The 21,604-nt window shown below is 43.0% G+C and carries 21 protein-coding genes; 8 read left to right on the top strand and 13 right to left on the bottom strand.

Going from position 1 to position 21,604, the window contains the following annotated elements; genetic code table 11:
- Positions 1-7: 7 nt before the first annotated feature.
- Both RB622_RS25340 and RB622_RS25335 read left to right on the top strand, forming a co-directional pair.
- Positions 8-1,696, top strand: a complete 1,689-nt coding sequence (locus RB622_RS25340) for a SusD/RagB family nutrient-binding outer membrane lipoprotein (protein WP_308049554.1) — start codon at positions 8-10, stop codon at positions 1,694-1,696.
- 161 nt (positions 1,697-1,857) lie between these two features.
- A complete protein-coding gene (locus tag RB622_RS25335; protein WP_308049553.1) occupies positions 1,858-2,757 on the top strand; it encodes an AraC family transcriptional regulator in 900 nt (299 codons plus the stop codon).
- An 88-nt stretch (positions 2,758-2,845) separates the two neighbouring features.
- On the opposite strand, the gene RB622_RS25330 is transcribed toward RB622_RS25335, so the two are convergent.
- The 8 genes from RB622_RS25330 to RB622_RS25295 all read right to left on the bottom strand — a co-directional run bounded on the left by RB622_RS25330 (position 2,846) and on the right by RB622_RS25295 (position 8,024).
- The gene (locus RB622_RS25330; RefSeq protein WP_308049552.1) at positions 2,846-3,280 is read right to left on the bottom strand and encodes a DoxX family protein; all 435 of its coding nucleotides are present in this window, start codon (positions 3,278-3,280) and stop codon (positions 2,846-2,848) included.
- Between the two features lie 108 nt (positions 3,281-3,388).
- On the bottom strand, positions 3,389-4,702 hold the full coding sequence (locus RB622_RS25325; RefSeq protein WP_308049551.1) for an MFS transporter: 1,314 nt from the start codon (positions 4,700-4,702) through the stop codon (positions 3,389-3,391).
- Positions 4,703-4,850: 148 nt separating this feature from the next.
- Positions 4,851-5,660 (bottom strand): alpha/beta fold hydrolase, encoded by an 810-nt coding sequence (locus RB622_RS25320; RefSeq protein ID WP_308049550.1) that lies wholly within the window; start codon positions 5,658-5,660, stop codon positions 4,851-4,853.
- Positions 5,653-5,916 (bottom strand): type II toxin-antitoxin system RelE/ParE family toxin, encoded by a 264-nt coding sequence (locus RB622_RS25315; protein ID WP_308049549.1) that lies wholly within the window; start codon positions 5,914-5,916, stop codon positions 5,653-5,655. The genes RB622_RS25320 and RB622_RS25315 overlap by 8 nt, the downstream gene beginning before the upstream one ends.
- Complete coding sequence (locus RB622_RS25310; protein ID WP_308049547.1) at positions 5,909-6,100, bottom strand: hypothetical protein; 192 nt, start codon at positions 6,098-6,100, stop codon at positions 5,909-5,911. The genes RB622_RS25315 and RB622_RS25310 overlap by 8 nt, the downstream gene beginning before the upstream one ends.
- 86 nt (positions 6,101-6,186) lie before the next feature.
- Positions 6,187-7,261 (bottom strand): peptide chain release factor 2 gene (prfB, locus tag RB622_RS25305; protein WP_308049546.1). Its coding sequence is split into 2 segments (ribosomal slippage): positions 6,187-7,200 and positions 7,202-7,261, totalling 1,074 coding nucleotides; the frame shifts between segments, so codons are not numbered across the junction.
- 237 nt (positions 7,262-7,498) lie between these two features.
- Positions 7,499-7,804, bottom strand: a complete 306-nt coding sequence (locus tag RB622_RS25300) for a four helix bundle protein (protein WP_308049545.1) — start codon at positions 7,802-7,804, stop codon at positions 7,499-7,501.
- 10 nt (positions 7,805-7,814) lie between these two features.
- A complete protein-coding gene (locus RB622_RS25295; protein ID WP_308049543.1) occupies positions 7,815-8,024 on the bottom strand; it encodes a hypothetical protein in 210 nt (69 codons plus the stop codon).
- Positions 8,025-8,091: 67 nt separating this feature from the next.
- On the opposite strand from RB622_RS25295, the gene lpdA reads away from it, so the two are divergent.
- The gene (gene lpdA, locus RB622_RS25290) at positions 8,092-9,489 is read left to right on the top strand and encodes a dihydrolipoyl dehydrogenase (protein ID WP_308049542.1); all 1,398 of its coding nucleotides are present in this window, start codon (positions 8,092-8,094) and stop codon (positions 9,487-9,489) included.
- Between the two features lie 189 nt (positions 9,490-9,678).
- On the opposite strand, the gene RB622_RS25285 is transcribed toward lpdA, so the two are convergent.
- Both RB622_RS25285 and RB622_RS25280 read right to left on the bottom strand, forming a co-directional pair.
- Positions 9,679-10,638 carry a polysaccharide deacetylase family protein gene (locus RB622_RS25285; RefSeq protein WP_308049541.1) on the bottom strand — a complete coding sequence of 320 codons (960 nt, stop codon included), beginning with the start codon at positions 10,636-10,638 and terminating at the stop codon, positions 9,679-9,681.
- Between the two features lie 126 nt (positions 10,639-10,764).
- Positions 10,765-12,519, bottom strand: coding sequence for a DUF4153 domain-containing protein (locus tag RB622_RS25280; RefSeq protein ID WP_308049540.1), 1,755 nt, complete (start codon positions 12,517-12,519; stop codon positions 10,765-10,767).
- A 129-nt stretch (positions 12,520-12,648) separates the two neighbouring features.
- Here RB622_RS25280 and RB622_RS25275 point away from each other — a divergent pair, with 129 nt between their 5' ends.
- Complete coding sequence (locus RB622_RS25275) at positions 12,649-13,635, top strand: DUF6268 family outer membrane beta-barrel protein (protein WP_308049539.1); 987 nt, start codon at positions 12,649-12,651, stop codon at positions 13,633-13,635.
- Between the two features lie 99 nt (positions 13,636-13,734).
- Entirely contained in the window at positions 13,735-14,175 is a 441-nt protein-coding gene (locus RB622_RS25270; RefSeq protein WP_308049538.1) for an META domain-containing protein, read from the top strand.
- A 58-nt stretch (positions 14,176-14,233) separates the two neighbouring features.
- On the opposite strand, the gene RB622_RS25265 is transcribed toward RB622_RS25270, so the two are convergent.
- The 3 genes from RB622_RS25265 to RB622_RS25255 all read right to left on the bottom strand — a co-directional run bounded on the left by RB622_RS25265 (position 14,234) and on the right by RB622_RS25255 (position 17,000).
- The gene (locus RB622_RS25265) at positions 14,234-15,217 is read right to left on the bottom strand and encodes a bifunctional ADP-heptose synthase (protein WP_308049537.1); all 984 of its coding nucleotides are present in this window, start codon (positions 15,215-15,217) and stop codon (positions 14,234-14,236) included.
- 110 nt (positions 15,218-15,327) lie between these two features.
- Positions 15,328-15,756 carry a GNAT family N-acetyltransferase gene (locus RB622_RS25260; protein WP_308049535.1) on the bottom strand — a complete coding sequence of 143 codons (429 nt, stop codon included), beginning with the start codon at positions 15,754-15,756 and terminating at the stop codon, positions 15,328-15,330.
- On the bottom strand, positions 15,753-17,000 hold the full coding sequence (locus tag RB622_RS25255) for a bifunctional 3,4-dihydroxy-2-butanone-4-phosphate synthase/GTP cyclohydrolase II (RefSeq protein ID WP_308049534.1): 1,248 nt from the start codon (positions 16,998-17,000) through the stop codon (positions 15,753-15,755). Before RB622_RS25255 ends, RB622_RS25260 begins: the two co-directional genes overlap by 4 nt.
- Positions 17,001-17,183: 183 nt before the next feature.
- Between RB622_RS25255 and RB622_RS25250 the strand changes: the two genes are divergently transcribed.
- The 3 genes from RB622_RS25250 (at position 17,184) to RB622_RS25240 (ending at position 21,599) form a co-directional block, all read left to right on the top strand.
- Entirely contained in the window at positions 17,184-19,121 is a 1,938-nt protein-coding gene (locus RB622_RS25250) for a gliding motility-associated C-terminal domain-containing protein (RefSeq protein ID WP_308049533.1), read from the top strand.
- Between the two features lie 159 nt (positions 19,122-19,280).
- Entirely contained in the window at positions 19,281-21,212 is a 1,932-nt protein-coding gene (locus RB622_RS25245) for a gliding motility-associated C-terminal domain-containing protein (protein WP_308049532.1), read from the top strand.
- Positions 21,213-21,251: 39 nt separating this feature from the next.
- Complete coding sequence (locus RB622_RS25240; RefSeq protein WP_308049531.1) at positions 21,252-21,599, top strand: YbaB/EbfC family nucleoid-associated protein; 348 nt, start codon at positions 21,252-21,254, stop codon at positions 21,597-21,599.
- Positions 21,600-21,604: the final 5 nt, after the last annotated feature.

Below are 21,604 nucleotides of genomic sequence, written 5' to 3'. Positions count from 1 at the left end.
AGACGATATGAAAGCTATAAAATCGATATATATCATACTTTTGGCGACACTATGTCTTTTCATGACTTCGTGTGAAGATTTGACAGAGGTTAACAAGAATCCGAACGCCCCGGAAAATGTTTCGTCAAATTACATCCTGACCTATGTGTTGACCAACGCGGGAAAGATGGTGTACACGCTGGGACGGGACGGATCTAAAATCGGGGCGACGATGCAGTACATGCAGGCAGGAACCAACGAAGGTGCGGCGATTATCAACCAGTATGCCTGGGTTCAGGAAGGTTGGATAGGTGCTTCGAACGTGGGTGTTTTTGATGTGCTGCGGAATAATAAGCTGATTTATGACAATGGCGTACGTGATAACAACCGCTTTTTTCAGGCGATTTCGCTGACGATGAAATCTTCAATTTTCGGGCTTATGACGGATTTGTATGGAGATATTCCTTATTCGGAGGCGTTAAACGCATCCACAGGAAAATATTTTCCCAAATATGATGCGCAGGCCGAAATCTACAAAGGAATACTGACTGATCTGAAAGAAGCAAATACATTGTTAAGCAGCCTGGAAGCAAAAGACGCGATCAGCGCGACTGCCGATGTCATGTACAAAGGGGATGCGGTGAAATGGAAGAAATTTGCCAATTCGTTACGTCTTCGCTATGCCTTGAGATTGGCGGATAAAAAAGCGGAAATGAGTGCTTTGGGTATTAATATCGAAGCGGAATTTAAGGAGGCAAGCGCAGCCGCTTTCGCTAGCAACAGTGATAACGCAGTGATGGCTTTTTTGGGAACAACCGCGGATAATTCCTCTCCGGGTGGTCTTTTGAATGCTGCCAACCCGAACTATTTGTTGAAACCAGGGAAAACTTTGATTGACAAACTGATCAATCTTAAGGACCCAAGGCTGGAACGCTGGGCGCAACCTGTTCAGAGAAAGTGGGATGCCAAAGTGACGGCACCAACGACAAAAACGGTGACAAATATGTTTGGAGAGACTTTCTCCGTGGTCTATGTCCCTGCTGCTGCAACCAGCGCGGATACGTCGTTATACGTAGGACTGCCCATAGGCATGTCCATTACTTCGGCGGTAGCTTATAACAAAGGAAATGATGGGGCAACTTATCCAAATGAGCGCAATCCGTATATTTCTTACATTCACGACCGCTATCGTAAGAATACCGATCCGTATGCAACGATGGACCTGATGACTTATGATGAAGTAGAATTTATCCTTGCCGAAGCGGCTTTGCTTGGTGGTTTTGGGGCGAGTGACGCGGAAGCACACTACAAAAAGGCAATTCGGTCTTCGATGGAAAAAGCCGGTGTGTTTACAGCGACAGCCTTTAATTTTGATAATTATTATGCACAGCCTTCCGTTGGCTATGCGGATGCAGCCAATAAACAGGAGCGCATTATGGAACAAAAGTGGATATCGTCCTGGTTTGGCGTTCAGTCCTGGTTTGACTGGAGGCGCACTGGCTTCCCTGCTTTAAAAACAGGGGCGGTAGCACAATTTGGTCCCGCTTTACCGGTACGGTACATGTATCCGACAGCCAATGTAGATCCGAATTATCTGGTCAATTACAATGCTGCAATCGATAAATTAGTGCCCACAAATTATGTTCCGGCAGGGCAAAGCAAGGATCACCATTATTCGAAAATATGGCTGATTCAGGGTACGTCCAAGCCATATTAACGGAACTATCGGTTATCGGCTGTCAGCAATCGGACAGGTGCTGGCAGCCGATCGCTAAAATTAGTTTTAAGTTTTTTGGTGAATAGAAATAATATAGTTGGTACTTATTAAGTTGAAAGCAGTAGGATGTTGGCCGTGTTGTCCTGATTCAATTTAATAATATGAAACCCCATTTTCACAAGGTTCCGATAAAATCCCAAAACTCGTTCAGCATACGACATGAGCGGGAATCGAGTTTTGGCACGGTCTGGCATTACCATCCGGAGCTGGAACTGCATTATCTGATCAAAGGCAATGGTGTACGGTTTATCGGGGATAATATCAGTAATTTTTCGGATGGTGAGCTGATTCTTCTTGGTGAAAACCTGCCGCATACCTGGCGGGTGGAAGGCGGAATGGGCAGTTCTGCGGTTGAAGTTATTATTATTCATTTTTTGCCCGATTGTCTGGGCGGTGATTTGCTGAATCTGCCCGAGGCCTATCTTATTCCCAAATTGTATGAAAAGGCAAAAAAAGGACTCGTTATTACCGGCGAGGCAAGGGAACGGATCATTGCGCTGATGCGCTCGACGGTAAATGCCCAAAATCTTGACAGGTTAATCGCACTGCTGTCGATTTTGAAAATCCTGGCGGAAACCAGTGAAACCGAAACGATCACATCGGCCCATGCTTTTTACAAATCCAATGATTCGGAAACGCTCCGCCTGAACAAGGTTTACGCCTATACCTTATCCAATTATAAAAATCCGATTTCGTTGCAGGATGTTGCCGCCATTGCAAACCTGGGCGTCACGTCTTTTTGCCGTTATTTCAAACTGATGACGAAGAAAACGTATAATGATTTTCTTGTCGAAATCAGGGTTAGCCACGCATGCCGCTTCCTGATTGAGGACAGTCTTACGATCGAAGTGATCTGTTTTGAATGTGGCTTCAATAACATTTCAAATTTCTACCGGCATTTCAAAAAGGTAACGGATATGACACCGCTTGAGTACAAAAAGAAATACCTATTCAAGGTTTTGCCGGAAGGGAAAAAGCCGTATGAGATGTCAAGGGCCTAATAAAAACAGCACAACAATTAAACCGGTTATTTCAATAACCGTGCTATAATTGCTGCGCTGCTGACGGAGATTTGTAACGCTGAATATTTTAATTGTTGTGATTCTTCATCCATTCGTCCATCGAGAATTTACCAGATCCGATGACCGTGAAGGTAAGAACCAATATGAGGGTTATCATCGATAACCATAATTCTGAATTGAAGTAAGAAAAACCCGTTCTAAGGTTGACAAAAAATACTGCGGTGATCAGGATCGGGATTTGCAAAACAGCCGATATTCTGGTCAGACATCCCAGCGCGATCATAAAACCACCGAAAATGTGTGCAAAAGCGACGTAATGGACAGCCGTGACCGTGTATAAATGCAAGTCCATGTCACTGATCAGATGAGCCAGTCGCGTGGTATCGCTGATGAAACTTATACCTTTAGCAAAAAGCAGTATGCCCAACGCAATGCGTACTCCATCCATCCAGGCAGGGTGATGTGTATCGCCCCAACGTTCAATTTTGTGCATCATGTCCATAACTATCGGAATGTTTTGGTTTCCAGAAAGTTATAAAATTAAAAAGGTGATGTCAATAGATAAATTATCTTTTTAATTGGAATAGTACATTTCTAATGGTTGCATGCGTCAGTGCTCAATCAGAGAGGTATATTTTGTATCCTTCATGCCTATATATACCATGAGGGAAAGGAAGATGCAGATGGTAACATACCAGTAATAGTAATTTTCGTGGCCGATGTTTTTAAACCAAAGTGCCAGATATTCAGCGGTTCCGCCAAAAATAGCAACGGTTAAAGAGTAGGGCAGTCCCACACCCAAAGCACGTACCTCCACCGGAAATAATTCGGCTTTTACGACGGCATTGATAGAGGTATATCCGCTGACGATGAGCAGTGCGCCCATCAATAAACCGAATGCCCCCCACATGGTGGAAGTATGGCTTAATGTGGTCAGCAAAGGAATGGTGCAAAGCGTGCCCAAAACGCCGAAACCGATTAAAAGTGGCCGACGCCCCACTTTATCACTCAATGCGCCGAAAACCGGTTGTAACAGGGCAAAAATCAGCAGTGAGCAGAAAGTTAACGTGGTGGATTGGCCTTTGGTTAACCCAACCGTGTTAACCAGAAACTTTTGCATGTAGGTGGTGTAAGTATAAAATGCCAGTGTTCCGCCCAGGGTAAGTCCCACGACGATAGCGATGGCCCTGGGATGTTTGAGCAATTCGGTCATCGAGCCTTCTTTTTTGGCCGGAGATGTATTTTTATTTTGGAAAGCGTCCGTTTCATGCAGATTGCTTCGAAGATATAACGCGATCAATGAAAGAGCGGCCCCGATAACAAAAGGGATACGCCATCCCCAGGCATGCATTTCCTGCTCCGTCAGAAAAATCCTTTGTAAAATAAGTTGCAGCCCCAGGGCGATCAACTGTCCGCCGATGAGCGTTACATATTGAAAACTGGAATAAAATCCACGTCTTTCTTTGGTTGCCACTTCACTCAAATAAGTTGCCGAAGTACCATATTCACCACCAACGCTCAGTCCTTGTAATAACCGTGCGACCAACAGTAAAACAGGCGCGGCGATACCGATTGTGCCATAACCAGGCAAAAATGCGATGAGCAAAGAGCCAAAAGACATCAATAAAACCGACAATGTCATGGCTTCCTTGCGCCCTTTTGTATCTGCAATTTTTCCAAAAAGATAACCGCCAATCGGACGCATTAAAAATCCTACTGCAAAAATTCCAGCGGTGTTAATAAGCTGAACGGTTGGGTTCGAATCGGGAAAAAAACTGCCGGCAAAATATAGGGAGAAAGCCGAATAAGCGTACCAGTCGTACCATTCTACCAAATTGCCGATGGAACCGCCCATGATGGCTTTCAGGCGCCAGTTTGTGTCGTTTTTGTGCGTAACAGGCTTGGAAGTACTTGTTTTTAGCATCTAGGTTAAGGATTTTCAGGAAGAAAAGGAGTTCTTTAAAGATAGAATATTTTACGGACAGGTTAAGCGAACCGCTTGAAAATGTTACTATTGCAGCGCTAATGCAGCGAAATATTAACCCTTGCAGATCGGGGTTAACCCGTCAAATTTACTTTCCCAAATCCCGAATAATAACCGAAGCTTTGTCCACCAGATTCGAATGCCCGGCAGACAATAAAAAGTATCGCTCTTTTGGAAGAAGCACTGATAATTGCTTCACATCCTTTGCTTTCAACAACTTATCATATTTACCGATAAACAGATAGATTTTTGTGCCGTTTAGTTTGCGATAAAGTTGGGGAATATCAAATTTTAGCATCCGGAAAGCTAGCCAGGAGCGGTAAATGGTTTCCTGTCTTTTGGGATCTGTCAGCATGTATTGTGTAAAACGTATCAGGCTATTGTGGATAAGTCCCAGTTTTTGGAAGAAATGCGCAGATTTTATTAAAGTATCCGGATTTTTCAAAACCCTGTGAAACAATTTCCGCGTTGGCCAGAACCGGGATGCCAGGGTGTAAAGCGGGTGTTCGGAAACGCCGTCTGGTGCCATCAGGAATGCTTTATCGATCTGTTGCGGAAAAGCTTCCAGGGTTGCCAGTGCAAATCGGCCGCCCATACTGAATGCCGCGATATCAAATTGATCAATGTTGTTTTGTTGTAAAAACTCAGAAATCAGACTTTTCCATAATTTTTTGGTAACAATGTCCCGATCGGAAAAATCATCGTTCCCGTGCATTCCTTTACTGCATCCGTGAAAAAACAGGTCGAAGGCGTAGATGGTGTACTGATCACTTAAAAGTTCTGAAAAGGGTTCAAAACAGGTTAAGCCGGTTTGACCAATGCCGTGAAAGGCGAGAAGGATTTTGGGGCCCCGGCCGAGGACATGATAGTGGAGGATTTCTTTGCTGGAATCACTCATAGGCTTCCCTGCGATGTTCTACCCCGGAAATTTCTACAATTCGTATCAGGTCGTCTATGGAATAAAGAACACGATAATTCCCAATTCTTATTCTGTAAATATTTTTTACAGACACTAATTTTTTGCAACCTGAAGGACGAGGATTTTCGGACAGTGATTGAATTGCAGGAATTATTTTTTGTACTTCTGTTTTTTGAAGGGTACGAATTTCCTTTTGGGCAGAGTTTGTAATAAGTAATTTATAAACTTTATGCATCGAATTTACCCTCAGCGGTTAATTGGTTTACAAACGTATCGAAAGGCATTGAATCCTCTGTTTTCCGCTCTTCAACTAATAACGCATCTAATAGGTCTTCTACAATTTGTCCGTGTTCTTCCAAAGAAATAATAAGGTCAGTTTTTTGACCTTTTTCATTGGTTATATATCGAATGCCGGTCATAGCTTTTTTTTATAAATATAGGTAAAACCTCCAAACAAATCCAGTGATTGGATAATGTCTGAAGGTTTTCTCAAAATCAATATTTATTAATACTCCATTAAGTAAGCCTTAATAAAGTCATTAATCTCGCCATTCAATACGGCATCGGTATTGGAGGTCTGATAATCCGTTCTATGGTCTTTTACACGGCGGTCGTCCAGTACGTAGCTGCGGATTTGCGAACCCCATTCGATTTTACGTTTGGATGCTTCTACCTCTGCACGTGCTGCGTTGCGTTTTTCAAGCTCGATCTGATACAGACGCGATTTCAATAAACGAATAGCCACTTCTTTATTCATCAGCTGCGAACGTTCCTGCTGACAGGCGATGACAATGCCCGAAGGTTTATGGTGCAGACGCACTGCTGTTTCTACCTTGTTTACATTCTGTCCACCCGCGCCGCCTGAACGAAAGGTATCCCAGGTAATATCAGCCAGATTGACGTCAATTTCAATGTTATCATCGGCCAGTGGGTATACATAAACCGATGTAAACGAGGTGTGGCGACGGGCATTGGAATCGAAAGGAGAAATTCGCACCAGACGGTGAACGCCATTTTCCGACTTTAAATTTCCATAAGCATATTCACCGGAAATTTCCAATGTTACCGATTTTACACCGGCCACATCTCCATCCTGCAAATCCACTTCGCGCACTTTGTAGCCATTTTTTTCGGCCCACATGATGTACATTCGCATGAGCATCGAAGCCCAGTCCTGCGACTCGGTACCACCGGCACCGGAGTTTATTTCAATAACGGCCGGAAGTTCGTCGCCTTCTTCGCCCATCATTTTGCGGAATTCGATTTCATCAAGCTTCGCTTCCAGTTTTTTACCTTCTTCGTCTACCTCTTCTTCGGTAGCTTCGCTTGCGTCATAAAATTCCCAGATCGTATCCAGGTCATCGCGTAATCTTGATAGTTCTTCATAACCGTTGGTCCAGAACTTCAATCCGCGAATTTCCTTCATTGTTTTCTCAGCACGTTCTGAATCGCCCCAGAATTCAGGCTGAGAAGTTTGTTGTTCAAGGTCGTCTAGCTGTTTTTTTCGGTTAGCGTAGTCAAAGATACCTCCCCAAAGCCTCTACACGGGCCTTCAAGTCTTTCAATTGATCAAGTGTCATTGAATTTTTTGAATTTATAGTTGAAAAAATAATTAAAAGTCAAGTATTGTCAGGAAGTGGTCATAAAATTGTCATTTGTTGTTCGGGGTGGTTATGAAATGGTCAGGAAGTTGCCAGCGATGCCTGACGATAAATGACACTCCTTGACAAAACCTGACTATGAATGACTATCCATGACATTCATTTTCCCGGAACCTTCCCAATCGTCCTGATATAGCTATTGAGTTTCACCGACAGTTATTCGCAAAGTTGGCTTAATTCTGTGAATTTTTCTAGGCTTATCAGATTTCTGTTCTGTGCTTTTGCAAGCCATGTCGATGTCTCCTTTAAAGAACCACGCGCATAGAAGCAAAAGTTCAGATTTTCTTTATAATGATACCGACCATAACCTTCTGCAATGTTTGCCGCCACCGAATCAGCAGATCGTATCAACTGTTTGCCAATTGTATCTTTAACAAAATAACGCCACGAATCCGCCAAACTCCACACGGCGTCCCCCAACTTCATAGCCATCTGATAAATATGTAGCGCTTCAAGTTTCATAAAGTAAAGATTATTCGAAAATAAATGAATACATGAAATTTCTATTAGTACGCATCAATGGCAATATGGTAACTTGCCTTCCGGCAGCCGTCAACGCCTGACTATGCTTGACAACAAATGACCATCCCTGACAAGTCCCCACAACCAACGACTTCCTGGCACCCCATGTCAATCCCTGACTATTTCCTGACCATTCCCGAGGATTAACTGCCGTTTTCATAAAGGTATTTACTACCTTTGCATGAAATTTTTGTCAACCCATTTCTTTCAAATAAAAATACTAGAAAATGGCTCAAACGTATGACGTGATTGTCGTTGGTAGCGGTCCTGGCGGATATCCGGCAGCGATCCGTGCTTCGCAATTAGGATTGAAAGTAGCAATTGTAGAAAAAGAACTTTTAGGTGGAATTTGCCTTAACTGGGGCTGTATTCCAACCAAGGCCCTTCTTAAAAGTGCGCAGGTATTTGAATACATTAAGCATGCGAAAGACTACGGGATTAACGTAGGGGAATATGCTGCTGATTTCGGAGGCGTTATCAAACGTAGCCGTGGTGTAGCAGACGGCATGAGCAAGGGTGTTGCCTTTTTGATGAAGAAGAATAAGATCGACGTCATCATGGGAGCCGGTAAAGTAAAAGGTGTAAAAACGGTTGAAGTTACTGATAAGGACGGAAAGAAAACGGATTACACGGCTGGCAAAGGCGTTATCATCGCAACGGGTGCCCGTGCGCGTGAATTGCCGAATATCAAAATCGACGGTCAGAAAGTCATTGAATACCGTAAAGCAATGAGCCTTGAAAAACAGCCAAAAAGTTTATTGGTTGTAGGTTCTGGTGCAATCGGAATGGAATTTGCTTATGTGTATGCAACCATGGGTACGAAAGTAACGGTTGTTGAATTCCTTCCAAACCTTGTTCCTGTTGAAGACGAAGACATTTCGAAAGAAATTGCCAAGCAATACAAAAAACTGGGTGTTGACACGTATGTAAACTCTTCAGTTGAGAAGGTGGATACAAGCGGAAGCGGCTGTGTTGTTTCTGTAAAGACACCAACAGGAGATAAAACTTTTGAAGTAGATGTAGTGCTTTCAGCGGCTGGTATCGTTTCAAATATCGAAAATATCGGTCTGGAAGAAACAGGTATCAAAACCGATAAAGGTAAAATTGCCGTTAACGAATGGTACGAAACCAACGTTCCTGGTTTCTATGCAATCGGTGACTGTACGCCTGGCCCGGCTTTGGCACACGTTGCTACGGCGGAAGGTATCATCTGCGCAGAAAAAATTGCAGGCCACAAAACAGAAGCTTTGGATTATGGAAACATTCCGGGTTGTACGTATTGCCAGCCTGAAATCGCTTCTGTTGGTTTCACTGAAAAGAAAGCCAAAGAAGCTGGTTACGATATCAAAGTGGGTAAATTCCCATTCAAAGCATCGGGTAAAGCTACGGCTGCCGGCGCTACGGATGGTTTCGTAAAAGTTATTTTTGATGCCAAATATGGTGAGTTCCTTGGCGCACACATGATTGGTATGAACGTAACAGAAATGATCGCTGAGGTTGTCGTGGCCCGTAAACTGGAAACGACTGCACACGAAATTATGCGTTCAGTTCACCCACACCCAACCATGTCAGAAGCTTTGAAAGGAGCAACTGAGGCGGCTTACGGTGAAGCAATTGATTTGTAGGATTTAGCAGTTGGCTTTTAGCGATGAGCTTTTAGTCATAGCAAATATAAAACCCTGGTAGACTTTGGTCTGCCGGGGTTTTTGTTTTTTAGTTCACAAAATTTGTGAACTATTTTATAACTTTTACCCAACGGGTTAAGTTATACCGTGTCAAAATTTAAATAGCTGTGTTCTGACACGGTAGGGGTGTTATTTAACCTGTTGACGGCGCTGCATCGCTTCTCTCCACGTCGTCAGGATGATGCCTTCTTTTTCAATGTATTTTCGAAGTTCAGGGTCGATCATCGCCAAGAAATCACCTTCGCGGGTTGGGTGAGAATCTGAAATTTTCGGGAACACTTCGGTATGGATGGTGCAGTGCATAATCACCATGGTCAATCCGGGTTTGATGTTTTTGATGGCATTGATATACTTCTCTGTTTTATATTTTTGAAGCGCTTTCTCGGATTTATCGCCGGATTCCGGGCCTTTCCATCCATAGCTGGAATTTTCAAGATCATCCAGAACGGGTAACCCGGCATTCCAAAGTTGTTTTCCCACCATTTGCGTCATGGCCAGCTGATCCGCAACTATTTTTTCCTGCTGCTGCGCCACGCTATTATGTCCGCCGGGAAACATTACCGGAATTTTTTCTTCCATCCCCACCTTTAAATAACGCTGTAAAAATTCGGGCGTGGCGAAAAGTGTTCCCATATGCGAATCCAGGTGCGTTGGTGTGAAACCCATGGTTCTGGCACGGTCCAGCTGTGCCCTGATCTCCTTTTCAACTTCATCCGGCGAGGCATTTTTGACTACATCAGCGACGCCTCTCCACATGGCACCTTCGGAGTCAACCAAACCTTTTACCTGATTTTTACCGGCCAAAGGTCCCCAGCGATAATCTTTCCATTCGGAAGTTAATGTTAAGTGCAGCCCCGCATCCAGTTCAGGATTTTCTTTCAGATAATGTACGAAACCAGGCACCCAGCCACAGGGCATCATAACGCTTAAAGAATTGGCAACCCCCTCCTTGATCGCCCTGATGGCGCCCTGATTGGATTCGTAGGACATGCCCACATCATCCACATGGATAATCAGGACTTTTTTGCCCTTCGGATAACCCAGTTTTTCGGCGTAGGTAGACCCGGTATTTTGAGCGGATAAAAGCATTGGTGCTAAAATGCACAAAAGCATAAAGAGACTATTCCTGAGAGCTTGCATCGATGAATGAGATAATGTTTGAATTCGGTTTATGACTATACCAAATAATTAAATTTTTGTACTATCGGCGGCAGTTTAATTATTGTACAAGAGGTATCCATGAACATAATATCGCTGTCGATCTCCGGAAATTGTACGTAAAATGATTTTTAAATGATTTTTTGAATCGTCATATTTCAGAGACAGCATTTGTTGAGGTATTTTATTCGAATTACTTCCGAATTGTTGACTTATTTCATCCATCTTTTTTTCAATATCAAAAGATACAATTTTTTGATTGTGACGATATATACTTACGATTTTACCATTATTCTCACTACTAATTTTCCACTCTTTATTTCTTGTTACAAGAGAGTTGTCTACATTAAAGTCTAACAAGAAATCGTAACCGTTTAGATTGATCTCCTGTTGATTCGCTATATCCGAAGAATAATTCCTAAAAGAGCCAAATTCATTTGATGTTTTATTTGAGACGTGTTTTCGCATAAAATCATCAATTGCGTTATAGAATTTATTGCGATCTGTATTTGGGGGAAGTTGTTGAAAGTATTTATCCAGTGATGACTTTTCTCTCTCTCTAAAAAATTGGATAATGGAAAATAATTGATTGTATTCTTCATCTGGTAATACTGCCTTGCCAACAATCTTATTCTCCTTATTTACGAGCTTGTTTTTTACTAAAATTTCATGAAATTGATTTAATTGACTACTCTCTGCGACCTTAAAAATATTCCAGGGACCTACAACCATAATAAAACTGATAATAGAAAGTGTGAGAGGAATCCATCTAATATCACTACGTTTTATTGTTAAAAAATAAATTGTGATTCCGGCGAGCCAAAAAGCTAGTACTGCAACCAAATAGCGATTTTCTGTCACACCGTAGTCATTGATCCTTCGGAAAATTCCTGTAAAGAGAAGAATAATTAATGGCAATAATGCCAGATAAAATCGATGACTGAAAAGACTTATCCAAGACTCCTTTGAACTTTTGCGCAAAGGATGTAAAAGTAATAAAGCTAAAATACCTGCTATTGAAAAAGCTAAAACCAGATATGCGACACCACCTTCCGGAAGCTGCCATTGAAAAAGAATTTTCCCTGTGTAGGCATATAAGATCAGCAGGTAAATGACTTCAAGCGGCAACAGAACATATTGCGTAAATATTTTTAATCCAGAAGGATAATCAGTTTGCTGCTCCAGATTTTCCAGATTTTCTGGGATTTTACTTAGAAAGAATACAGTATGGAAAAAGATAAAAATGGCAAAGAAAAGGTCTGCTTCTATTTCAAAGAGAAATTTAATGTCAAATAAAAACGTAACAGTTTCGATAGCAATCAAAAGACCTAAGTATAAGGTGGTAGAATATAATGCTGCATTTAGAAACTGTAAAAAGAGTGTTTTATTAAACTGCCAAAATCCGTTTGGTTCATCGTATTTCAGAAATGGAGCGAAGGATACGAGTAAATGCGCCGCTGCCATAAAAAGCAGGAAGCGGTAATAATCAGTTTGGCTGGGATTTTTATTTATTGAAAAATAATAACAAACCAACAATGCAGCTGTCCCGCCCAGTAACCCAATTTTTATATTATTCTTCCATTGTCGCCTTTCCCATACGAGCTGAATTGCCAGAACCATGGGAAGCGATAAGAAGAAAGTATAAGATAACCGTGTTAGAAGATTTCTTATGGTTTCATTTTGGTACGGTGTTTCAATGTAATAAATAAGTAAAATAAGTTTTATCAAAGCGGTCAGAACGACCCATTTATAGCGTACAACGGTATGCAAAAAGCTTTCAGTTAAAGCCTGAAGGGAAGGTAATTTTATCATGTTAATGTATGAGGGTTTAGTGATAATGTAAATAAACAAACTTTTAATTACACTATCGCCTAAATAACACCGTACAATACCCAAACCCTTTTCTCGTTATTTGCCGACAATCACACCCCGAATCCTTGCATGAAAATTTCCGGACATTTATTTTTTGGCTTACTTTTTTCGGCCGTTTCTTCGGTTGAGGCCCAACATTTTGCGTTGAGCCGACTTTTTTATCCCAATTTAACTTTAAAGGCCGATTACAATGTGCCGTCAAATCTTGGTAAGGGAACCGGGAAAGATTATGGCGTGACCAGGAGCGGATTTTTCGGCATCATCCCGATTCAGAGCGAAGTCCAGCTGGGTTATAGTCTGAGAAAAAAGTTTGATTTGCGGGCCGTACACACGGTTTTATTAACCCAGTTTACGCAAATACAACCAACCTTTGACGGGAAGAATATTCCCAGTAATGGTTATAAAACACTCTCATTGGGTGTGATCAGATTGCAGGCCAGTATCAAAGACAGGCTTTGGGTTTATGGCGGGGGGCTGGGCATGACGGAAAGTAACGAAACGTTTTTTACGCCGCAGCCATTTTTCTGGGGAGGCGCGGCCCGTATGCATATTCTGGGATTGCATACGCAAATTATGTACGGCTCCGTTTTAGCCTACAATCAGAAACTGCGCTTCGTGCCGGTATTCGGTGTCAACAAGCGGTTTGGAAAAGACTGGCGAGTTTCTGCATTGCTGCCCTTTATGGCCAATGTCAATTACCGCACCACAAAATGGTTTAATGTAGATATGATGGCCGGTTTAAATGGTTACAGCGGCGGGTTCCAGATTCAGACGCCGGAGGAAAAAATGTTAAGAAGGGAAAATTACCGGCAGATAAAAATGGGCGTTTCTGCGAATGCACACTTGTTTACAGCGATTAATATCTCTCTGGAAGCAGGCGTCACAACGTTCCGCCAGTTGAAAACTTTTAACAGTGCGAGGGAAACGCTCACCGCGTACACGCCGGGAACAACGCCATACATCGGTGCCAGCATCCGGTACATCACAAGCCGGTCGAAATTGTCCAGCAGATTTACACATAAGATGGGCATTGGCGGAGGCGGAATTAACTGGTGATTTTTGTCTGCCAGTCGTAATTTATCTATATTTATTTAACCGAAATACTGGATTAGAGATTAGATCGACCATCGGACAAACACTTTATCACAAAAACGTATGAAAAAATTCTTTATCGCTGCATTCATTTGTCTGAGCTTTCTGCCATCCTGTAAAAACAGCAAAATGAGCTCAAAACCTGCCGCCACATCATCCGTTGCTTCTCTGGAAGGCACCTGGGTCCTGAATTATCTGATGGTTCCCGGAAAATCTTTCGATGAATTGTACGCCGACAAAAAGCCTGAAATTACCTTTGAAGTCAAGGAAAACAGGTTTAGCGGGAATACGAGCTGTAATTCCTTTTCCGGAAAGTTAAATGCAGACGGGCATAAGATCAGTTTCAGAGATCCTTACGCGATGACCAGAATGATGTGCCAGGGGGACGGGGAAAATGTGTTTACAGAAGCCCTTAAAAAAGTGAATACCTATGCTGTGAGTGACGGTACGACGTTAAATTTCATTAGTGGCGATATTGCTATGATGCGCTTTACCAAAAAATAAAAAAAGGGATCGATAAGCTAAAATGTTATCGATCCCTTTTACTTATCCTTTTGAAGGTCTAGATCAGTCCTTCCTTTTCAGCTTCAGCTTTTAAAAGTGCCTTATCAATAGGAACAACGCCGACAAGTTCACAAACGAGCCCGCCACCCAGATTGGAAATCCCTGCGATTGAGTGCGGCGGAAGTCCAAGGGCTACGCAGCATGCGGCGATGCTGATCACCGTGTCGCCCGCGCCCGAAACATCGGCGATTTGCCGGATATGGGCAGGAAGCTTATGTATTTCTTCTTTGAAATCAATGTACACACCTCTTTCAGAAAGCGTGATCAGCGCACCTTTGGCGCCCAAAGTGTCCTTCAATTGCGCAACGGTCGCCTGCAATTCGGCTGGGTTATCCACATTGAATTCCACTTTCAATCCTTCCCGGAGTTCTTTCAGGTTTGGTTTGAAAAGCGTGACGTTGTTGTAAGCCAGAAAATTGTGTTTTTTAGGGTCAACAACCGTCGGTACGTTATGTAAATTGGCAAATTCAGTTATCTCCGCAATGGACTCTGCTGTCAGAACCCCTTTGTCGTAATCTTCAAAAATAATGACATGACAGGAAGGAATCAGTTCTTTGGCTTTGTTAACAAGTTTGTCTTTTTCGTCACTGGACACGGGTTTATCCGTTTCTGTGTCAATACGAACCACCTGCTGGGATCCTGCAATAATACGTTCCTTGATCGTTGTGATTCTGTTTTCGCTGCGGATGAGGCCTTCACAGTTCAACCCTTTTTCAATCAGGCTGTTTTTCAAGGCATCGCCTGAAGTATCCGTACCGATCACCGAGCAGATGATGGCTTCGGCGCCCAGGGCTTGTACGTTCAAAAGTACGTTTCCGGCACCACCGAGGCGGTATTCTCTGTGACTTACATTAACAACCGGGACAGGTGCTTCCGGAGAAATACGTTCTACTTTTCCCCAAACATAAGAGTCGAGCATAACATCGCCAATGACCAGTACGCGTAAAGAATTGAATGCTTCAAAAACCTGATGGATATTCATTAAAATAATTTTGACCGGGTTTACCGTATGTTGATGAATGAATTCGGGCAATCCTTTTAGATTAAAACCTACGCCAAAATTCGTACAAAGGGCTGAAAAAATCAAACCGTTCAGACATTTGCCACGAAATGCAGGCTGGTGATCTGAAAACGTTTGTTGAGATACAGGCGGTGCGCATCGGTTCTGTTCACATTTACACCTGAATCTAGATGAATCTGCTCGTATTGCTCCTTTTGCGCAAAATCAAAGATCCAGTCTAGCAAAATGCCCGCGTATCCTTTTCCCCGATACTGAGGAAGGGTGGAGAGGTCGTCGATGTAAATGTATTTTCCGCGAAACAGATTATAACCCGTTTCAAAAACAGCCACTGCAGCAGCTTGTCCGGCATCTTCAATAAAAATAATCTGCCGGTTGTCTGCCAGTGTTCGCTGAACAGCTTCGAAATACAGCGCGTCCGTTAAAGAAGGCCGCAGCGCCTGAATAGCGCTGCGGCATTTTAGAATGTCAGTTTCTGTTGCGACAAGCTGCACCTGTGTCATGCCTGATTTCCGGGGAAAGTTAGGTTACTCAAACTGTGCCCCATCTTATCACGCTTGGTGATCAGATATTGTTCGTTGTATGGATTTGCAGGAATTTCAATAGAAACGGAATCAACAATTTCCAGGCCATAACCGATCAGTCCGGCACGTTTTTTAGGATTGTTGGTAATCAGTTTTATTTTGGTGATATCCAGGTCGCGAAGAATCTGTGCGCCAACGCCGTAATCACGTTCGTCGCTTGCAAAGCCCAGTTCCAGGTTTGCTTCCACAGTGTCGCGTCCCATTTCCTGAAGCTTATAAGCTTTGAGTTTATTTAACAAACCAATGCCTCTTCCTTCCTGGTTCATATAAACGACAACACCTTTTCCGGCTTTGTCTACCAAATCCATGGCCGCGTGAAGCTGAGCCCCGCAGTCACAACGGCAGGAACCAAAGATATCGCCGGTCATACAAGACGAATGGACACGTACCAAAACAGGCTCATCCTTTTCCCAGGTACCCTTTACCAGGGCCAGGTGTAAGTCGCCGGTATTGATCTGGCGGTAGGCAATCAGGTCAAAATGTCCCCACTGCGTTGGCATATCCACGCCAATTTCTCTTTTAATCAAAGATTCTTTCCGAAGACGATACTCGATAAGATCCTTGATGCTGACCAGTTTTAAATTCAGACGGTTGGCTATTTCACGAAGCTGAGGCAAACGGGCCATCGAACCATCTTCATTCAATATCTCAACCAAAACACCGGCTGGTGATAAACCGGCAAGACGAGGGAAATCAATCGCAGCTTCCGTGTGCCCGGTACGACGAAGGACGCCGCCTTTTTTCGCTTTCAGCGGAAAAATATGTCCCGGACGGCCCAGATCTTCCGGACGCGTTTCGGGATTTACCAAAGCCTGGATCGTTTTGGCCCGGTCACTTGCAGAAATACCGGTTGTGCAGCCATGGCCTAACAAATCCACAGAAACGGTAAACGCTGTTTCATGAAGTGCCGTGTTATTGCCCACCATCATATCCAGTTCCAGTTCGGCGCAACGCTCTTCTGTGATCGGAACACAAATCAATCCGCGGCCTTCTCTTGCCATGAAATTGACTATTTCGGGCGTGACCAGTTCGGCAGCGCAAATAAAATCGCCTTCGTTTTCACGATCTTCATCATCCACGACGATGATCATTTGGCCGTTTTTGATTGCCTCAATGGCATCTTCAATCGAATCTAATACTATGGGATTACTATTATTATTCATTATTCGGGTAGACAAAAAATAGTTTTACAGGAAAACACGTTTTAGAATATAAAGGTACGGTCTTAATGTTGAAATGTTTTAATTTTGAACCTTCTTTAAGTGAACAATCGAATTTTCCGATGGGTTTCAAAGAGGGGCATTTCAAGGTTTTAGGTGTCCTTATTTACTTTTCGATCATACTTCATGAGGGTACAGCTACTTTTGTTCTTTTTTGGGTTTTACTTATTTCAATCTTTTTGCGCGCTGGGGCAGGCTCCTGTTGTTAAGGGGGGCTACTGTGATACGGGGGGCGGAGCTTTTGATATACTTCAGAAGTATAACGGTTGTGGCAGCCTGACTGTAACCCTGGAAAACAAAGTGGTGGGTGCCGAGAATGTTGGGTATTTCATGGATTATGACATAACGACGAAACCGGTGGGATTACCCTTAGAAACGACCCATACCTACAACAAACTGGGTACGTATACAATTTTACAAATAGGGAGCGTAAATGGCACAGGTTTTTCATTATGCAAACAGGTAAAAGTCCCGGAAAGCCAAAAAGTGAATGCAACGCTTGAAGTTTTCTGTAACAATATTTTGAAGCTTACAGTCGAAGAAGATGCTATTTCAAAGGCCTACGATCACGTTGAAGTGAATTGGGGAGACAATCAGCCCAATTCCAATTGGAAAAGCGGAGATGGCGTGATGACCCGTTACTATTCAGGTGCTATTCCCAAAATATCGATTCAGGGCAGGCATGAATCTTCTGTAACCTGTGCAGGCGAGGTGAATATCCTGGATCCTATAACGGCTGAAAGTTCTGTCGAAACAATCCAGATCAAGCGCGTGGAAATGCAGCAGGATGGTAAAATTGCTTTGCTTTATGAAGGGGTGGAGGGCGTGTCAACAGAAGTTTTCTATGCTGAAAACGGGACTTATCAAACGACAGATATCGTCAGAAACCAAAAACAGCCAGGTAACTTAACGATCGAGAAAGGGTTGAATCCTGAAAATCAGTATACCATTAAGCTTGTTTCGGAAAATTGTGGCGGTCAGAAAGATAGTCGTTCAGTAGGTACGATGGTACTAAAAGCCACACCACTGGAAGGCGAGATCGCATTGTCGTGGAATCAATATGCCAATAAAGCGGAATTTACAGGTTATAACCTGTTTCGCAATGATCTGGTGATCAAGACATTTCAATCCGTCGATGATGTAAAATGGACGGATAAGGATTTAGATTGCGACAAGGAATATATTTATCAGATTGTTGCATTGACAAATCTGGCACGCTCCTTTTCTGCGCCAAAAAGTGTACAAACAACGACATCGGCGCCAGAAAAGATAACCAAAGCAAGTGTTACCGTCGAAGCCAATAACATGGTGGCCGCCGACGTGATCCTGGAAGGAAAGGGGCTGACAGGTACTTATAACCTGATTGTTGAAAGAGCAGAGCAGGGAAGTACTGATTTTAAACAGGTTTCGGGTGCTCAAAACCAGGCCATTCATTTTGAAGATAAGGCGGTAAATACCAGTGGTACTTCTTATTGTTACCGGTTCAGCTATGAAAATTCGTGCCCGTTAAAGTCTGATTTCAGTGACCCGGTTTGTACCATTTTATTGCGCCAAACACCAACAAGTCTGACATGGAACGATGCAAATCCGTTTACGGAAGGGCTGGATTCGTATGATGTCATCCAAACCGATGCAAATGCGGGAACGGCGGGATTGCCTGTAGGTCTGGACACTTCCTACGATCTGGATCGGAATAATCTGGTTACTGCGGATTATTCGTTTCAGATTCGTGCGCATGCCAAAAGCGGGAATCTGCTGAGTTTTTCCAATCTGGTGCATTATGATCGTAAACCGGTCATCCTCATACCTGATGCGTTTACGCCCAATGGCGATTCGCATAATGATGTTCTGGCAGTAAAAGGCATTTTCGTTAATGCTTTTAAAATATCTGTTTTCAATCGCTGGGGACAAGTGGTTTTTCAATCGGGCGACATGGCAGAATCCTGGGATGGGAAAATTAAGGGTGAAGACGCGCCCGCGGGTTATTACACCTATAAAACTGAAATCGTCGATGTTTATGATCAGCCGTTTGCCAAAACCGGAACGGTTCTTTTGATAAGGTAACCAGCCGTTTACTGGATTTTAATATATTTGCAGTTGAAAGTGAGCCTGTTAATTCTGAAAAATTTTAACTTTGGCTCAGTTTCAATCAGGAAACGTATACGTAAACCAAAAGTATATTAAGTGTCTGTTACAGGCACTGTCATAATACTGTACACACTTATGAGAACATCATTGTTATTTGTTTTGTTGCTGGCGATGTCAGCAATGGTTCCCAGGCATGTCATAGGACAAGGATTGTGCGCCAAAGGTGGTGGAAATTTTGAATTGCAGCCAGCCGAGGGATGTGCGCCCTTAACTGTTAAAATTATCAATAAACTCAATAATGGGTCCTCTCTTTCTTATGCCCAGAGCTATGATAAAAGCACGGAAAATCCGACTTTAACCAGAAACGCTACCCAGTTTACTTATTATTATGTCGGTAACTATACCGTTTTGCAAAGTGCCAATGTGGGTGGAAATGAGGTCTATCACTGTGAGGATGTCCGGGTATTTGAAAGCAGGCCGGTAAATGTAAGCTATACTGCCTGTGGTGGAGGTAAAATAAAAATGCTTTTCAATGATGATGCAATTATCCAGGCTTATGATAAAATTGAAATCAATTGGGGGGATGGTAAAAGTCAGACCCTGGAAAAAGGTGGGGTACTGGAATTGGAACACGATTATGCCAATGTAACGAGTGCACCGGTCGTAAAAATAAAAGGACTTTATAATTCAAATAAATCATGCACGGCGGGTTCCGAATTGTCCCTTGGTATATCCTTTCAGCAACCCCTTCTTAAAAATATCCAGATTAAAAATGTAGAGATGAAAGGCAGCGGAAGCCTTGAAATTGCCTACGACGGGCTTACTTCCATTGCAACGGATATCATGTCCAGCAGCGACGGAGGAACAAATTATGCCGTTGGCGGAACAAGAACTTCCGGCGGGGCTCAGTTTTACCGCATTGCCGGTCTTAACAGCGCTCAGGTATACAAAGTTAAACTGGCCTCGAAAGATTTGTGTGGAGGGAAACAGGATAGTGAAGTAGCGTCCAGCATGGTTTTAAAGGGCAGCTCGGCGGATGAAAAAAATTCCATTTCCTGGAATGAATACCCGGACCCGACCGATTTTCAGGAGTATCGTTTGATGAAAGATGGTGTTCTTTTAAAATCGTTTGCAGACATAAAAACGACTTCCTTTGAAGATGATGCCGTACAGTGTGGGGATAATTATGAATATGTAATCATTGCTGCAACCAGGACAATTACCTCAACTTCGGCTCCGGTCAACGTGCCTACCAGCTTGTCTTCCCCCAAACCGATCACCGAGGGACATTTGACGGTAAATGCCGTTGATCTGATTCGGTTGTCCGCGGGTGTGCCGGGTGCAGGATCAAAAACGAATTATGCTGTCGTCATTGAAAGAGGCGTTGATGAAAAATCAAATTATAAGAAGGTCAACACCCTTTACAATGAAACCGTATTTGAAGATTTTAATGTAAAAGCGGACAATCATTCGTATTGTTATCGCCTGATCTACGAAAATGCCTGCGGACAGAAATCACCTCCTTCTGAGCCAATATGTTCTATTTTGTTGAAGAATGAGGCTCCGTTATTGACGTGGACGACCGAGAAACCTTTTACCGATGAAATAAAATCTTATACGATGATTCAGAAAGGTTCGGCGGGATCTGACGCCGGAAAGGCGATGAAACTTAGCAATAAGTACCATCCCGATCTGGGTAAACAAAGCGACAAAGACTATACTTTTCAGGTTCGGGCCGATTCAGAAAATGGAAATTTTCAGAGTTTTTCCAATATTATCAAATACAAAAGAGACGCAGACGTTTTTGCTCCTGACGCGTTTTCACCCAATGACGATGGATACAATGATGTTTTTGAAGTCAAAGCAGCCATGTATAAGACATTTAAGATGTCGGTAATGAACCGCTGGGGAGAGGTCGTTTTTCACTCGGGGGATATTTTAAAGGGGTGGGACGGGAAGGTAAAAGGGAAGGAGGCGCCGGTGGGTGCCTATACCTGGCACGTTGAAATTGTTGATAATTTAGACCAAACCGTGAAAAAAAACGGTAGTTTTGTGCTCTTAAAATAATTTAGTTTAAGTTTTAATTCACTTCATAATTTTTCGGTTATGTTTGGAAATATGGCAGACATGATGGGTCTCATGGGTAAAATGAAAGACCTTCAGTCGCGTATGAAAGAGGCGCAGGAGCAGTTATCTGGTATTGTTGAGTCTGCTGAATCAGGCGGTGGCATGGTACGCGCCACAATCAATGGACAAAAAACGTTGATCGGACTGGAGATTGATAAAGATCTCGTTAACCCGGACGACAAAGAGATGCTTCAGGATTTAATCGTAGCCGCTGTTAACAAAGCGCTTGAAAATATTGAGCCCAAAATAAAAGCACATTTGCAAAAAGCAACCGACGGGGTTCTTCCCAACATTCCCGGTTTGGATTTAGGGGGATTCATGAAATAATTCTT

The organism is Dyadobacter sp. LHD-138 (genome assembly GCF_030929615.1).
In the GTDB taxonomy this organism is placed as follows: Bacteria; Bacteroidota; Bacteroidia; order Cytophagales; family Spirosomataceae; genus Dyadobacter.
This window is presented reverse-complemented; position numbering and strand designations above follow the sequence as displayed.